14 protein-coding genes are annotated in these 14480 nt (G+C 66.2%); 7 read left to right on the top strand and 7 right to left on the bottom strand.

All coding sequences use genetic code 11. The features are described from left to right. Window positions 1-91 precede the first annotated feature (91 nt). Window positions 92-409: a 2Fe-2S iron-sulfur cluster-binding protein gene (locus ASE88_RS16900; RefSeq protein WP_055881476.1), complete on the bottom strand. Its 318-nt coding sequence runs from the start codon at window positions 407-409 to the stop codon at window positions 92-94. A 60-nt stretch (window positions 410-469) separates the two neighbouring features. Here ASE88_RS16900 and ASE88_RS16895 point away from each other — a divergent pair, with 60 nt between their 5' ends. Then, complete coding sequence (locus tag ASE88_RS16895) at window positions 470-1093, top strand: DNA-3-methyladenine glycosylase family protein (protein ID WP_055881474.1); 624 nt, start codon at window positions 470-472, stop codon at window positions 1091-1093. A 185-nt stretch (window positions 1094-1278) separates the two neighbouring features. Beyond that, entirely contained in the window at window positions 1279-2595 is a 1317-nt protein-coding gene (locus tag ASE88_RS16890; RefSeq protein ID WP_056480129.1) for an Nramp family divalent metal transporter, read from the top strand. Here ASE88_RS16890 and ASE88_RS16885 read toward each other — a convergent pair. From ASE88_RS16885 to ASE88_RS16870, 4 genes are all read right to left on the bottom strand, one after another. Beyond that, a complete protein-coding gene (locus tag ASE88_RS16885; RefSeq protein ID WP_056480126.1) occupies window positions 2592-4106 on the bottom strand; it encodes a lipopolysaccharide biosynthesis protein in 1515 nt (504 codons plus the stop codon). The genes ASE88_RS16890 and ASE88_RS16885 overlap by 4 nt on opposite strands. A gap of 118 nt (window positions 4107-4224) precedes the next feature. Next, window positions 4225-6999, bottom strand: coding sequence for a DNA polymerase I (polA, locus tag ASE88_RS16880; protein ID WP_056480123.1), 2775 nt, complete (start codon window positions 6997-6999; stop codon window positions 4225-4227). 362 nt (window positions 7000-7361) lie between these two features. Then, complete coding sequence (locus tag ASE88_RS16875) at window positions 7362-8318, bottom strand: isopenicillin N synthase family dioxygenase (protein WP_056480119.1); 957 nt, start codon at window positions 8316-8318, stop codon at window positions 7362-7364. Between the two features lie 225 nt (window positions 8319-8543). Beyond that, complete coding sequence (locus ASE88_RS16870; RefSeq protein ID WP_056480116.1) at window positions 8544-9032, bottom strand: hypothetical protein; 489 nt, start codon at window positions 9030-9032, stop codon at window positions 8544-8546. A gap of 136 nt (window positions 9033-9168) precedes the next feature. Between ASE88_RS16870 and ASE88_RS16865 the strand changes: the two genes are divergently transcribed. Both ASE88_RS16865 and ASE88_RS16860 read left to right on the top strand, forming a co-directional pair. Then, a complete protein-coding gene (locus ASE88_RS16865) occupies window positions 9169-10428 on the top strand; it encodes a multidrug effflux MFS transporter (protein ID WP_056480114.1) in 1260 nt (419 codons plus the stop codon). Between the two features lie 79 nt (window positions 10429-10507). Further along, complete coding sequence (locus ASE88_RS16860; protein WP_055881454.1) at window positions 10508-10852, top strand: hypothetical protein; 345 nt, start codon at window positions 10508-10510, stop codon at window positions 10850-10852. Between the two features lie 36 nt (window positions 10853-10888). On the opposite strand, the gene ASE88_RS19030 is transcribed toward ASE88_RS16860, so the two are convergent. Then, a complete protein-coding gene (locus ASE88_RS19030; RefSeq protein WP_156357078.1) occupies window positions 10889-11104 on the bottom strand; it encodes a hypothetical protein in 216 nt (71 codons plus the stop codon). Window positions 11105-11398: 294 nt separating this feature from the next. Between ASE88_RS19030 and ASE88_RS16855 the strand changes: the two genes are divergently transcribed. The 3 genes from ASE88_RS16855 (at window position 11399) to ASE88_RS16845 (ending at window position 13888) form a co-directional block, all read left to right on the top strand. Next, window positions 11399-12064 carry an outer membrane protein gene (locus ASE88_RS16855; RefSeq protein WP_056480112.1) on the top strand — a complete coding sequence of 222 codons (666 nt, stop codon included), beginning with the start codon at window positions 11399-11401 and terminating at the stop codon, window positions 12062-12064. 542 nt (window positions 12065-12606) lie between these two features. Further along, the gene (locus ASE88_RS19810) at window positions 12607-13395 is read left to right on the top strand and encodes a thermonuclease family protein (RefSeq protein ID WP_321163436.1); all 789 of its coding nucleotides are present in this window, start codon (window positions 12607-12609) and stop codon (window positions 13393-13395) included. Between the two features lie 220 nt (window positions 13396-13615). Next, entirely contained in the window at window positions 13616-13888 is a 273-nt protein-coding gene (locus ASE88_RS16845; RefSeq protein WP_056480108.1) for a type II toxin-antitoxin system RelE/ParE family toxin, read from the top strand. Window positions 13889-13935: 47 nt separating this feature from the next. Here ASE88_RS16845 and ASE88_RS19025 read toward each other — a convergent pair. Then, window positions 13936-14480 (bottom strand): hypothetical protein (locus ASE88_RS19025; RefSeq protein ID WP_235527990.1); only part of this gene is annotated, 545 nt, incomplete at its 5' end.

Here is a 14480-nt window from a genome sequence, read left to right as displayed (position 1 = left end):
GTTTGAGGCTCGGGACGGTTCGTCCCAACGCCCCTCTCCCTTCCGTCGCCTTCGGCTCCTCCCTCCCTCTCCCCGGAGGGGCGAGGGACAGTCAGTCCTCCGCGGCGATGCGGACCTTCAGTCCGTCCAGCGCGTCGGTGAGTTCGATCTGGCACGAGAGGCGCGATCCCGCATCGCGGTCGCTGGTCGAATCGAGCAGGTCGTCCTCGTCCGGCCCCATCGGCTTCAGTTTGGCCGCAAACGCCGGGTCGACATGGACGTGGCAGGTGGCGCACGAGCAGCAGCCGCCGCACAGCGCCAGGATCTCGTCGATGCCAGCGTCGCGAATGACTTCCATCACCGAAAGCCCCGCTTCGCCCATGATCTCGCGTTCTTCCCCTTCGCGCGTCACGACGATAAGCTTGGGCATGTCATTCTCCGAAAAATCTGACTTCGTTCATGCCGTTGCGTGGCGCCGGGATCAAGCATCATGGGCCTGAACGCGGACCAGCTCAAAACCGCGATGGCGGCCTTGTGCGAGATCGAGCCCGCCTTTGCGGTGGCGGTCGGCAATGCCGGGCACCCGGCGCCGCGGATCAGCGAGCGCGGCTTTGCGACGTTGCTGCGCACCATCGTCGGCCAGCAGGTGAGCGTCGCCTCGGCGCAGGCGGTGTGGACCAAGCTCGATACCGTGGTCGGCGGCGCGGGCGACCCCGCAAAGATCGCCGCCGCCAGCGACGAGACGCTGCGCAGCGCCGGATTGTCGCGGCAGAAACTCGGCTATGCGCGCAGCCTCGCCGACGAGGTGACGAGCGGCCGGCTCGATCTCGCCAACCTGCCCGAGGACGACGAGGAGGCGATCGCCGCGCTGGTTCGCGTGAAAGGGATCGGCCGCTGGTCGGCGGAGATCTATTTGCTGTTCGCGGAAGGGCGGACCGACATCTGGCCGGCGGGCGACCTGGCGATCCAGATCGAGGTCGGCCGGATCCTCGGCCACGAGACTCGCCCGAGCGAGAAGCTGACGCGCGAAGTGGCGGAGGCGTGGCGCCCGCACCGCGGCGCGGCGGCGATCTTCGCCTGGCATCATTACCAGGCGGACATGAAGGTGATCTGAGGGGAGGATTCCCCACCGCCCGTCATCCCAGCGAACGCTGGGATCTTCCCGTTTAAGCCGTGACGCCCGCCAACGGGGATACCCCAGCTTTCGCTGGGGTGACGGACGGGGAGGTGGCGACTTTGACGCGCCGCCCGGACGCAAGCGCTTGTTCCCGCTCGCCCCCTCCGGCAAAGCAGCTTCCGATGTCAGCGCCCAATCTTCCCGCCTCGGACTTCGCCAACTCGCTCGCCGAGAGTCATCGGACCATCGCCATCCCCGAGGGCGCGTCATTCTGGCGGCGGCTGTTCGCGTTCGTCGGGCCGGGATACATGGTCGCGGTCGGCTATATGGACCCCGGCAACTGGGCGACCGACATCGCCGGCGGGTCGGCGTTCGGCTATACTTTGCTGTCGGTCGTGCTGCTGTCGAACCTGATGGCGATGGTGCTGCAGGCGCTGTCCGCGCGGCTCGGGATCGTTGCCGGGCTCGATCTCGCCCAGGCCTGCCGCGCGCACTATTCGAAGCCGGTTTCGTTCGCGCTCTGGTTCTTCTGCGAAATCGCGATCATCGCCTGCGATCTGGCCGAAGTGCTCGGCACCGCGATCGCGCTGAAGCTGCTGTTCGGGTTTCCGCTCCTCTACGGCGTCGCGATCACCGTGCTCGACGTATTCCTGATCCTCGCGCTGCAACGCTTCGGGTTCCGCAAGCTCGAGGCGTTCGTCGTCGCGCTGCTGGTCATCATCGCCGGCTGCTTCATGTTCGAACTGTTCCTCGCGCGACCCGACATGGCGGGCGTGCTCGGCGGTCTGGTGCCGACGACGCAGATCGTCACCAACCCGGCGATGCTCTACATCGCGATCGGCATCCTCGGGGCGACCGTGATGCCGCACAATCTCTACCTCCACTCGTCGATCGTCCAGACGCGCGCCTTCGCGCGGGACGAGGCGGGCAAGCGCGACGCGATCACGATGGCGACGATCGACGGCACGGTCGCGCTGGGCCTCGCCTTCTTCATCAACGCCGCGATCCTGATCCTGGCGGCGGCGACCTTCCATGTCGCGGGGCGCACCGACGTCGCGGAGATCGATCAGGCGTATGAACTGCTCGCGCCGATGCTCGGCATGGGCGCCGCGAGCGTCCTGTTCGCGGTCGCGCTGCTGGCCTCGGGGCAGAATTCGACGGTGACGGGCACGCTTGCCGGGCAGATCGTGATGGAGGGTTTCCTCAACCTGCGCATGCCCGTCTGGGCGCGGCGGCTGGTGACCCGGCTGCTCGCGATCGTCCCTGCGGTGTTCGTGATCGGCGCGACGGGCGATTCGGGCGCGACGAAGCTGCTGGTGCTGAGCCAGGTCGTGCTCAGCCTGCAGCTGCCGTTCGCGGTCGTGCCGCTCGTCAAGTTCACCGGCGACCGTACGATCATGGGCGATCTGGTCAGCCCGGCCTGGCTGAAGATCCTCGCCTGGGGAATCGCCGCGGTGATCATCGGGCTGAACGGCACGCTGTTGGTTGGGATGCTCTAGGCGACGGGCGCACCGGCGTTGGGGAGGCTGGCGTCCTTGGCGGGCTTCTTGGCGAACAGGGCGCGATCTGCCGGCCCGAACGCGTATTTCCACAGGATGTAGAGATAGGTCGCGGCGATCGCGGGCTCGCCGACGGCCAGTTCGACCCATTCGTAGCGCTTGGGGAGCGCCGTGAACCCGGCCCCGACGACGATCGCGGCGAGCGCGGCCCAGACCAGCGGCCAGCGCCACGGCGACACGTTTGCGCCCAGCAGGCGGCCGAGCAGCTTGGACTTGATGATCGACGTCAGCGCCACCGACAGCATCAGCGCGATCGCCGGCCCCGCCGCCTGGTAGTTGACCGGATAGCCGAGGCGACGGATGACGAAGATCAGCGCAAAGCTCAGCCCAATCTGGAAGGCGAGCATCGCCGCCGAGATCATCAAGTTGCGGTGGCGCGCGATATAGACGAGCGCCGATTCGCAGACCGCACCGGTCGAGGCAAGGAATTCGGCCGTCAGCAGGAACGCGAGCGCGGCGGTGCCCGCGACGAATTGCGGGCCGACCACGCCCATCACCGCCTCGCCGGGGATCGAGCCCATCAGCGCGAGACCACCTTGCGCGGCCATGATCCAGAACGCGACCTGGCGAACCTGGTTGGCGATCGCGGCGCGGTCGTTGATCGCGAGGCTATGCGTGATGACGGGGCCGAGGATCGGGTCGAAGCTGGTCTTCAGCTTCTGCGGCAGGGATGCGACCTGCTGCGCCATGTAATAGATGCCGACGACCTTCGGCTCGAACATCACGCCGAGGATGAAGCGGTCGACGTTGCGGCTGCCCCATTCGAGGATGTCGGCGCCGGCAAGCGGCACGTTGGCGCGGGCGAGCGCGTAGAGCGGGCGCAGGTGCGGCGACCAGCCGCGCGGCACGCCGTAGCTGCGCAGGAACGGCACGAGGCTGGCGATCAGCGCCGCGGTCATCGACGCGACATAGCTGAGCACCAGGCCGTCCCGGATCGTGAAGTAGGAGAAGGCCCAGGCGGCGATCGAGATCGTCCATGGCTCGACCACCGCGCGCGCGGTGACCGCGGCCTTGACGTTGAGGCGGTAGGCGAGCGCAGCGAGGCTGACGTCCGACCAGGCGATCGCGACGATGATCAGCGGCAGGAACCGGTCGAGCCCGGTGATCGCGCTGTTCGGATACATGATCTGCGGGAAGGTGCAGAGCACGGCGCTAGCGATCAGCGAGGCGACGAAGGCGACCGCCATCGCATCCCACACCACGTTGGCGTGCGGGCGATCCGCGCTGCTGAGCGCCTGCGCAAGACCGCGCTTAAGACCGAGCGTGGCCAGCAACGCGGCGAGTTCGACGACGACGACCGCGATGGCGAAGCGGCCGACCAGGTCGGGACCGTAGATGCGGCCGGCAATGAACAGGAACGGGATGCGCGCGGCGAGGCGGAGGATGAAGCCGGCGATGTTGGTCCGACCACCCCTGGCGAGCGTGTCGATGTCCTGTGTGGATTCGGTCACGGGCGGGCGCCGTTGGTGGGTCGCGCCGCGGTAAAGCCGCGTCGTCGGTCGGAGCGAATGCTCCGCCGGCCGCGCTTGTGCGAGTCCGTCGGGCGCGGCCGGCTGCCGCCCTGCGCGTTCAATGCGCGGCGCCCCAGCTCAAACCGGTCCCGATCTCGATACCCAGGGGCACGTCGAGCGTCACCGCCGGCGTCGCGGCGTTGGCCATCACGCGTTCGATCACGGGCTTGGCCGCCTCGACATCGTCCTCGGGCAGTTCGAACACGAGTTCGTCGTGGACCTGGAGCAGCATGCGCACGTTGGGCAGCCCGGCCTCGAGCAACGCGGGGCCCATGCGGACCATCGCGCGCTTGATGATGTCCGCGCTCGTCCCCTGGATCGGCGCGTTGATCGCGGCGCGCTCGGCGCCCTGGCGTTCGTGCTGGATCTTCGAGCGGATCCGCGGAAAATGCGTTTTCCGCCCGAACAAGGTCGTCGTGAAGCCGGTCGCGCGGACGCTCTCGGTGGTGTCGACGATGTAGCTGGAGATGCCGGGGAATCGATCGAAATAGCGGTCGATCATCGCCTGCGCCTCGTCCGCGGACACGTCGAGGCGGCCGGCGAGCCCCCAGCGCGAGATGCCGTAGAGGATCGCGAAGTTGATCGTCTTGGCGCGGCCGCGCGTATCGCGGTTGACCTCGCCGAACAGCTCCTGCGCGGTGAGGCTGTGGATGTCGTCGCCATTCGCGAACGCCTGCTTCAGCGCGGGGACGTTCGCCATGTGCGCGGCCAGCCGCAGTTCGATCTGCGAGTAATCGGCGGCGAGGATGACGTTGCCGGGCTCGGCGACGAACGCGTCGCGGATCTGGCGGCCGATCTCGGTGCGGATCGGGATGTTCTGCAGGTTGGGATCAGTCGACGACAGCCGCCCGGTCTGCGCGCCGGTCAGCGAGTAGGACGTGTGGACGCGGCCCGTCGCCGGGTTGATCTGCGCCTGCAACGCATCGGTATAGGTCGATTTCAGCTTCGACAGCTGGCGCCAGTCGAGCACCTTCCGCGCGATCACCGCGCCGGGCGAATCCTTGTCGGCGGCGATCCGCTCGAGTTCGGTGACATCGGTCGAATAGACGCCGGATTTGCCCTTGCGACCGCCCTTGATGCCCATCTTCTCGAACAGCACGTCGCCGAGCTGCTTCGGGCTGCCGATCGTGAAGGGCGCGCCGGCGAGCGCGTGAATCTCGGTCTCGAGGCTCGCCATCTGCGCGGCGAACTCGGTCGAGAGCTTCGACAGCTTGGCGGCGTCGACCTTGATCCCGTGCATCTCCATCTGCGCAATGACGGGAACGAGCGGACGGTCAACCATCTCATAGACGCGGGTCGAGCCCTCGGCGGGCAGGCGGCGCTTGAACCGGCGCCAGAGGCGGAGCGTGACGTCGGCGTCCTCCGCGGCATAGTGGGTCGCGGCCTTGAGGTCGATTTCGTTGAAGGTCCGCTGCGACTTGCCGGTGCCGACCACGTCCTTGAACGCGATGCAGGTGTGCGAGAGGTGCGTGGCGGCAAGCTCGTCCATGCCGTGGCCGTGCAGCCCTGCGTCGAGATCGAAGCTCATCAGGATCGTGTCGTCGAACGGCGCGATCGTCACGCCGCCGGTCGCCGCATAGGCGCGGTTGAGGACGATCATGTCGTATTTGAGATTGTGGCCGATCTTCAGGATGCTCGGATCCTCCAGCAGCGGCTTCATCTTCGCGAGTACGATCGCGCGGTCGATCTGGACCGGGTTTTCCGCGAGCAAATCGGTGCCGCCATGCGCGATAGGTACGTAGCAGGCGAGGTTCGGATGCAGCGCCAGGCTGATTCCGACCAGATCGGCGCGCGTCGCGTCGATCCCGGTCGTCTCGGTATCGATCGCGATCCAGCCCTGGTGCCGCGCGATCGTGATCCAGCGATCGAGCGCCGCCTCGTCGACCACCGTTTCATAGTCGTCGTTCTTGCAGGGCTCGTCCGCGTCCATGTCCGCGACGACGGGCGACTCCGCGACCGGCGCCTCGGCCACCGCGGAGAGCTTGGCGATCAGCGACTTGAAGCCGTGATGTTCGAGGAACGCGCGCAAGGGTGCGTCGGGGATGCCCTTGAGCTCGAGATCCTCGAGCGGCTCGGGCAGCGCGACGTCGCATTTGAGCGAGACGAGCACCTTCGACAGCCGCGCCATTTCGGCATGCTCGATCAGATTGTCGCGCAGCTTGCTCTTCTTCATGCCGTCGGCCGCGGCGAGCACCGATTCGAGATCGCCATGTTCGAGGATCAGCTTGGCGGCGGTCTTGGGGCCGACGCCGGGGACGCCCGGCACGTTGTCGACGCTGTCGCCCATCAGCGCGAGGACATCACCGAGCTGCGCGGGCGTGATGCCGAAGAACTTCTCCGCGACATGCTCGGGGCCGAGCCGGCGGTTGTTCATCGTGTCGTACATGTCGAGCCCGGGCTCGATCAGCTGCATCAGGTCCTTGTCGGACGAGACGATCGTGACCGACCAGCCCTGCGCGAGCGCGGCCTTGGAATAACAGGCGATGATGTCGTCTGCTTCGAGTCCCTCGGTCTCGATGCACGGCAGCGAAAAGGCGCGCGTCGCGTCGCGGATCATCGGGAACTGGGGGACGAGATCCTCGGGCGGGGGCGGCCGCTGCGCCTTGTACTTGTCGTAGAGATCGTTGCGGAAGGTCTTGGACGACTTGTCGAGAATGACCGCCATGTGGGTCGGGCCGTCAGCGGCGTGGACCTCGTCCGCAAGCTTCCACAGCATCGTCGTGTAGCCGTACACCGCGCCGACCGGCTCGCCATGCTTGTTGGTGAGCGGCGGCAGCCGGTGATAGGCGCGGAAGATATAGCCGGAGCCGTCGACGAGATAGAGATGGGGCATCGGGCGCGGTCTAGCGGATGCGGGGGCGGGCTCCAATGGGCGAAGCGTGGTTGTTGGGTATCAGTCGGATGGAAAAGCGGTGGGGTTCTTGGGGCGTCGCTCGCTGCCCTCCCCCGAGCACCACCCCGGCGGAGGCCGGGGTCCAATCGGGGGACGGTAATAACGAAGCGGTGCGCGTCATTACGACCACCTTTCCATTTGGGCCCCAGCCTTCGCCGGGGTGGTGGCATAGTTTGGGGAACACGGCGTAGCTTGCCGCTACGGTCTCCGAAAGCTGTTCTCCCGCGAAGGCGGGAATCCAGGAGTCGCAGGCGGTATCGTATGTGGCTCCTGGACCCCCGCCTCCGCGGGGGAACAAGGGGTTACTTCTTGATCAGCCCAATCTCGACCAGCCGCTCGTACAGATAATCATGCGCGGTGATTGAGGTCGGGTAGCGGTTCGCGTTGTCCGGCGTGATCGTGCCCGGCAGCGTTTCGATCAGGAAATCGGGCGCCGGATGCAGGAAGAACGGCATCGAATAGCGCGAATGGCCGCGGCGCTCGGGCGGCGGGTTGACGACGCGGTGCGTGGTCGAGGGCAGCACTTTGTTGGTCAGCCGCTGGAGCATGTCGCCGACGTTGACGACCATCGCGCCCTCGGGCGGCTTGATCGACAGCCAGCGACCGTTCGCGCGGTCGAGTAGTTCGAGCCCGGCTTCCTCGGCGCCAAGCAGCAGCGTGATGAGGTTGATATCCTCATGCGCGCCGGCGCGGACACCCTCCGCATCGGCGGGGATCGGCGGGTAGTGCAGGAGGCGCAGGATGCTGTTGCCGTCCTTGACCGCGGGATCGAACCAGTCGGGTTTCAGCTTCAGGTGACGCGCGATCGCCGACAGCAGCTTGTCGCCGGCGCGGTCGAACGCGGCGAACAGTTCGAGGAAGACCGGCTTGAAGCCCTCGGGCCGCGTCGGCCAGACGTTCGGCGCCATCGTGTCCGCATAGCGATGACCCTCGGGCAGCTCGCGACCGACGTGCCAGAATTCCTTGAGGTCGACGACCTTGGCGTCCTTGGCGATCTCGGTCTTGAACGGCGTGTAACCGCGCGCACCGCCGCCGCCGGCGATGTGATAGCCGCGCTTTTCGTCCTCGGGCAGGTCGAACAGGAGTTTCGTCTCGGCCCAGGCGCGCTCGATCAGGTCGGCGGGGATGCCGTGATCGGCAACGATCGCAAAGCCGAATCGCTCGAACGACTCGCCGAACGCGGCGGCGAAGCCATCGGGGTCGGGGTCCTGCGTGGCTAGGCTAAGCGTCGGGACCTGGGCGGCTGGCGTGTCGAGCATGGGGGCGTGTCCGGATTGGTGGCTGTCCGATATAGGGGGGCAAAGGCTTGGTGCCAAATGCCTGAATCAGGACTGGGACATTATCGCATTTCGAACGGTTCTCCCCGCTAGGGGGGAAATGACGCCGAAGGTGACCGAAGCGGGACACGCAACGACGATTTTCCTTGCCTCCCCCTTCCGTCTGGCTAGCGCCAGCCACCTTCCCCTGGTGAGGAGGATTGTGGACTAGCCGCTGATGACGATCGTGCCTGTCGCCTTGTCCGCGCCGTCGGGCGCAAGTTCCAGCCGGAAGGGTTTGTTCTCATCAGTCGTGCCGATCAGGTTCGCACCCTCGGCATGCACCTGGTAGCCAACCTTGCCGAGCCGCTCTGCAAACCAGTCGCGCACGACCGCCGGGTTGGCGGGACTGGCGAAGGCGACGCGGAGCCCGCCGGTCTTATCGTCGCCGACGATGTTGAGCGTCCTGATCGACGACCCCGGATATAGGCGCACGCCGTTGAGATCGAAATTGCCGGTATCGATCTTGATCTTCGGCAGCTTCACCGAGCCCTGGAAGCCGGGGACGTCGATCTTCATCTCACCGGTCTCGCCGTTGATCGCGCCAAACACATTGCCGCCATCGGCGTTGATCGACACCGACGCGCCTTCATTCGAGCGGTCGCAAGCGGACAGCGCGAGCATCCCGGCGGTGGCGAGCAAAAGGGGGCGGAACATGACAGTCTCCCGAGTGTGTTGCGTTCGCAACACAGGTAGGGCGTGTGGCCCGATCCCGCAATCCGCCACGGCCGATACGGATTGCGCCGGTTGACGGGTTTCGCAAGACAGCCCGAGCGGGTAAGGCGCTGGCATCATGCAGACCCAGGACCCCCAATCCGACGCGCCGTCGATGCGTGGCGCGCCGATCGGCTTCGTCGAGTTCGTCGCGCTCGTCGCCTCGCTGATGTCGCTGACCGCGCTCGGGATCGACTCGATGCTGCCCGCGCTGCCGGCGATCGGCGACTCGCTCGGCGTCGCGTCGGACAACGGCCGGCAGTTCGTCGTGACTGCGTTCGTGATCGGCTTCGGCGTCGCGCAGCTCGTCCACGGGCCGCTTGCGGATCGGTTCGGACGGCGGACGGTGCTGCTCTGGTCGCTGGTGCTGTACATCATCGCCAACGTCGCGTGCGCGACCGCAGGGAGCTTCACGCTGTTGCTCGCCGCTCGCGCGTTCGGCGGGGCGGTGATCGCCGCCGCGCGCGTCGCGACGATCGCGCTTGTCCGTGATTGTTATCACGGGCGGGCGATGGCGCGGGTCATGTCGATCGCCTTCATGGTGTTCATGATCGTGCCGATCCTGGCGCCGACCTTCGGCTGGACGGTGCTCCAGTTCGGCGACTGGCGCGCGATCTTCTGGACGGTCGCAGTGCTGACGCTGGGGGTGTTCGTCTGGTTCTATCTGCGGATGCCCGAGACGCTCGCGCCCGAGAATGTCCTGCCGATCACGCCGGGACGCATCCTGGGCGACTGGCGGCAGACGGTCGCCGATCGCAATTCGCTTGGCTACACGCTCGCGTCCACCGCGCTGATGGGCGCGCTGTACGGCTATCTCAATTCGATCCAGCAGATCATGGCGGACGTGTTCCACCGGCCGACGCTGCTCGCACTGATCTTCGCGACGACGTCGGTGACGATGGCGGCGTGCAACCTGCTCAACGCGCGGATCGTGATGCGGCTGGGGACGCGGCTGATCAGCCATGGGGCGCTGTCGGTGCTGATCCTGGTGTCGTTGGTGCATCTGTTCGCGATCGAAATCGGCTTCGAGACATTGGTCAGCTTCGCGGTCTTCCAGGCGCTGACGCTGGGCTGTTTCGGGCTGGCGACGTCGAATTTCTCGGCGATGGCGATGGAGAATATGGGGCGGATCGCAGGTACCGCGTCGAGCGTGCAGGGCTTCCTGAGCGTGACCGCTGGTGCGGTGTTCGGGGCGCTGATCGGGCAGGCGTTCGACGGGACCACCGTGCCGCTGGTCGCAGGCTTCCTGTTCGCGGGGATCGCCGCGCTCGTCGCCATTCTGGTGACCGAGCGTGGGCGGTTGTTCCGGCCCGCATCCACCGTGCAGCCGCGCGCTTGAAGGAACCAGCGCGCACGTCCACCGTTCGCATCGGGTAGGCCCGCACCGTGCGGGCGTCCTGGAACGAGGGAGTGTGACCATGGGCGGACATCAGGTGCCAAGTGCCGGATCGGGCGACGACGGCTATGACGAGGAAGGCTATGACGAGAGCCAGCGCGCCGAGATCCTCGAGGCGACGCGCAACGGCCCGAGCGACGGCGTCATCCTGACCGACCTCGACCCAGACCTGGGCGAGAACGACACCGACGACGAGGCGATCGACGAGACCGCGATGGACTCCGAAGAGGTCGGCGAGACCGATTCCTCGGTCACGATGGATGAGGACGACATGGACGAGGACGATGTCCAGGACGAACTCGACGACGGCAGCATCGACGAGGACGAGGATCTCAAGGACGCCGACGACGTCGCGCTAAGGCCCTGAACGATCTGCGACGCGCCGTTACCGGGCGCGTCGCCCTCAACCGACGGCATTGGCTAGGATCGCCAGATCGTCCGTGGTCAATGCAGTGCCGGCGGCGTCGGTCGACTGCCCCACCGCATTGTCCGAAACGCCCGAGACCGCGTTCGATGTGACCGGTTCCGGTGCATCAGCGGCGACGTCATACGCCGTCCACACTGCCCCCGCCGACCAGAACGGGGGGCAGCGGCTGCGGAACAGGCGGGAAAACCCCATCGATGCTGCATCGCACACCGATCGTCACCAGTCGGTAAAGCACAGCTTTAGACCGCGCAGGACTGCTTTTTGCCGCTTTTCCGCTGTATTTCTGCCCAGTCCGCCGCGGCGTAGCCATGGTTCGTTCATCCAACTGACAGGAACCGTTGCTGTAACGCAACACAGCATAAGAGTTCCCGGAATATGACGGTTTTTGTGCAACCATGTGCCCGCCGGCCTGTTTCGACATGCCTGGACCAACCGACGCACCGTGCAGTCGGGGATCCACGCAACACTCGAGATAAGGTCACACGCATGCGTAAGCTTTCCCTGGCAATCGCCCTCGCCGCCGCAACGGTCGCAGTTCCCGCCTTCGCGCAGGACATGTCGGCAACGGCCCCCACCGACAACAGCGCACAGCCCGGCGAGGCAGCAGCGCCCGACGGCTCGAAGGCTTTCGGCATCGAGCCGTATTTCGGCGTGATGGGTGGCTGGGAGCAGTTCGACAACGAGCGTGGCCACGGCATCCCGCAGGCGCTGAACGCTGACAACTCGCTGCGTCGCGGCTACAAGCCGTCGGGCTCGCTGGTCCAGGGCGTGCTCGGCGTGAACGTGCCGCTCGGCCCGGTTTTCGTCGGTGCTGAAGGCAACGTGATCAAGGGCATCGAAGGCAACATCGATTGGGAATATGGCGCAGCAGGCCGTTTCGGCTTCCGCGCTGGCGACAGCGGCCTGATCTACGGCAAGGTCGGCTACCAGTGGGTCAACTTCGACAAGTTCTCCGCACGCTCGACCAACGGTGGCGACACCGGTCGTGACTACAGCGCGATCACCTACGGCATCGGCGCCGAAGTCGGTCCGCAGAGCATCGGCCTGAAGGGCATCACCGGCAACGCAGGCTTCCGCATCCGCGCCGAGGTCAACACCTTCGGCGACGCGCAGAGCTTCCGTCCGATGCTCGGCATCATCACGCACTTCTAAGCCCCTGCCTCGCAAGAGGGAATTGCTGGACGCGTAACGGGGGCGGGGAGTGGCTAGGGCCATTTCCCGCCCTTCGTGCGTCTGGCGTCCGCAGCGTTGCGAGCGAGTGAAGTATAGAAAGTATAGACGCTCGCGCGAGATCGCGGGAGCGGGCGGAGACCGCACGCGGGCGGGGGATGGCGGCACTGTCCCGCCCCTTGTTCGCCTGGCGCCTGCGGGCACCGGGGAGTGAAGTATAGGAAGTGCAGACGCTCGCACCATGATGGCGCGCGCGCCGACACCGGCAGGATCGCGGGGGTATGTTCGCGCCGTGCGGGCCGGGGGGATGGCTGGCATGCTGCGAACTGGGCATGTCGGCCCCGTGTAGGACAGCGAAATCGCGCGCCTGCGAGACGGAGGCATTGGTCCGTTTCGCCGCAGACGAGTCATCAGCGATGTTCACGATGCGTTCGCCTCGTTTCCGACTCCGCTCGCCGCAAGGCGGGGCCGCGCTACGGTGACTTTCGCGCGCGCGCGCGTACGCGCGAGCGATGATGGAGTATGTGTTTGATTTCATGCGGTTGCTCGGGGGCGATCGCGCTGGCGCCACGCGGGGGCGCGGGGGCGCGCGCGGTGCCCAGCCGGGAGTCCTGCTGCAGCTTCGGCTGGTGTTCTACGGCGTGCTGCTGGGGCTGATGATGCCGGTGATCCGCCAGATCGACTGGTCGGCGCTGGTGCCGCCGGGGCTGAAGATCGAATGGCCGACCGGGTTCGGGATCGCCTGGCCCGCCGGGCATCTGCGCGTGCCCGGCGGCTGGGGCTGGGGGGCGGATCCCGCCAAGACGGAGGCGTCGTCCGCTGCGGCTGCCGGCGCCGCGACCGATGCCGGTGCCGCCGCCACCGCGACCGGTGCGCTCGCGACCGCGGCGGGGGTGGCGAGTGCGGCGTCCTCCGCCGCGGCGCTGACCGCCGCGCTGTCGGGCGGCAAGCCGGTCTCCGCGCGCTTCACGATCTGCGGCCACGCCAAGCGGATCGACTGCATGGTCGACGGCGACACGTTCTGGATGGCGGGCACCAAGATCCGCATCGCCGACATCGACACGCCGGAGACTCACCCGCCGCGCTGCGCCCGCGAAGCACGGCTCGGGCAGGCCGCGACGGTGAAGATGCAAGGACTGCTCAACGCCGGCCCCTTCACGCTGGTCCCGATCAAGCGCGACGTCGACCGCTACGGCCGCAAACTCCGCCTCGTCGAGCGCGACGGCAAGTCACTGGGCGCCGAACTGGTCCGCCACGGCCTCGCGCGGCAGTATGGCGGGGGGAAGCGCTCGCCTTGGTGTGGGTGGGCGTGACGCCGCTTTTCGGACGACGAGTTTTGGCGTAACGTCGCAACGATGATGCGCGAGAAGGCCCTGTTCGAAACCAGCGACCCTACCGCGGAAGCGGAGGCCGATGCGCGGGCCGACTCCGATGTGCGTCATGGACGAATGATCAGCCACGATTCGGTGAAGCGGTGGCTCTCGTCTTGGAACACCGCCCGGCCGTTACCCCGTCCACGCGTCGGCGAGTAGGTTGCGGATCGTCTGGGCGGACGATGCGGTCGCCAATCTGGAGGCGATCTTCACCTATGTTTCGGCGTTCAACCCAGCCGCTGCCGGTGCCTTGGCCGACCGCTTGATTGCGGTCGCCGATAGTCTGGTGGCGTTTCCGCATCGCGGCCGCGATGTTGGCGAGGGGCGGCGCGAGATGACGACGGTCTGGCCGTATATCCTGCGATACCGGGTGGTCGACGAGACGGTGATCATCCTGCGCGTGCGGCATGGCGCACGTAATGAGGAAGAATGAGCGCGGTGGGTGGTGTACGGCCAGTTGATGCTGACGCGAAGTATATTCTAAATCATTCGTGGTTGGTTGGGATCGATAACATGATACCCCCTAAAATTTGGATTGTTGGCGGTCATGCCTGCATCAATTGCCAACGATAGTCCTCGCATGTAAATGTCGAGAAAATGATCGATCTCGTCCAAGGTGAAGATCATTCTATCTTTACCTCGATAAACGCTCAACTCGCGCTGTCCTAACGGGCCGCGACTACAATCAAGATATTCGTAATCGGCTTCTGCGAAGTCGTCTCGCGCAAACGTCGCGAGAGCTAACGAGGCTGCAACGTCGATTTCGATTCCTACCGGTTTATGGCCTAGTCGAAAACCGGGGATGACCACGGCCACGTCATCATTCTGCACGCGTACAAGCGGGGCCTTTATTGCCATAAAGGCCGTTCGTCCTCCGGGTAATCGTCCGATCGGTACGGCGCTAAACGGAATTCGATAGCACGTGGATCTTTGCGATGTGGCATATGAGCCCGCAATCTCGATCGCTTCGCAGTTTGGCTTCCATCCTGCTGGGGCGCCATGGCTAGCACAATATTCAACAGCTT

Origin of the sequence: Sphingomonas sp. Leaf38 (genome assembly GCF_001421825.1) — a bacterium.
Taxonomy (GTDB): Bacteria; Pseudomonadota; Alphaproteobacteria; order Sphingomonadales; family Sphingomonadaceae; genus Sphingomonas.
The sequence above is the reverse complement of the archived record's forward strand: the minus strand, read 5'-3'. Positions and strand labels throughout refer to the sequence as shown.

Coding starts and splice junctions, on each gene's coding strand:
- ASE88_RS16900 (WP_055881476.1), bottom strand. CDS start 409: ATGCCCAAGCTTATCGTCGTGACGCGCGAAGGGGAAGAACGCGAGATC.
- ASE88_RS16895 (WP_055881474.1), top strand. CDS start 470: ATGGGCCTGAACGCGGACCAGCTCAAAACCGCGATGGCGGCCTTGTGC.
- ASE88_RS16890 (WP_056480129.1), top strand. CDS start 1,279: ATGTCAGCGCCCAATCTTCCCGCCTCGGACTTCGCCAACTCGCTCGCC.
- polA (WP_056480123.1), bottom strand. CDS start 6,999: ATGCCCCATCTCTATCTCGTCGACGGCTCCGGCTATATCTTCCGCGCC.
- ASE88_RS16875 (WP_056480119.1), bottom strand. CDS start 8,318: ATGCTCGACACGCCAGCCGCCCAGGTCCCGACGCTTAGCCTAGCCACG.
- ASE88_RS16870 (WP_056480116.1), bottom strand. CDS start 9,032: ATGTTCCGCCCCCTTTTGCTCGCCACCGCCGGGATGCTCGCGCTGTCC.
- ASE88_RS16865 (WP_056480114.1), top strand. CDS start 9,169: ATGCAGACCCAGGACCCCCAATCCGACGCGCCGTCGATGCGTGGCGCG.
- ASE88_RS16860 (WP_055881454.1), top strand. CDS start 10,508: ATGGGCGGACATCAGGTGCCAAGTGCCGGATCGGGCGACGACGGCTAT.
- ASE88_RS19030 (WP_156357078.1), bottom strand. CDS start 11,104: ATGGGGTTTTCCCGCCTGTTCCGCAGCCGCTGCCCCCCGTTCTGGTCG.
- ASE88_RS16855 (WP_056480112.1), top strand. CDS start 11,399: ATGCGTAAGCTTTCCCTGGCAATCGCCCTCGCCGCCGCAACGGTCGCA.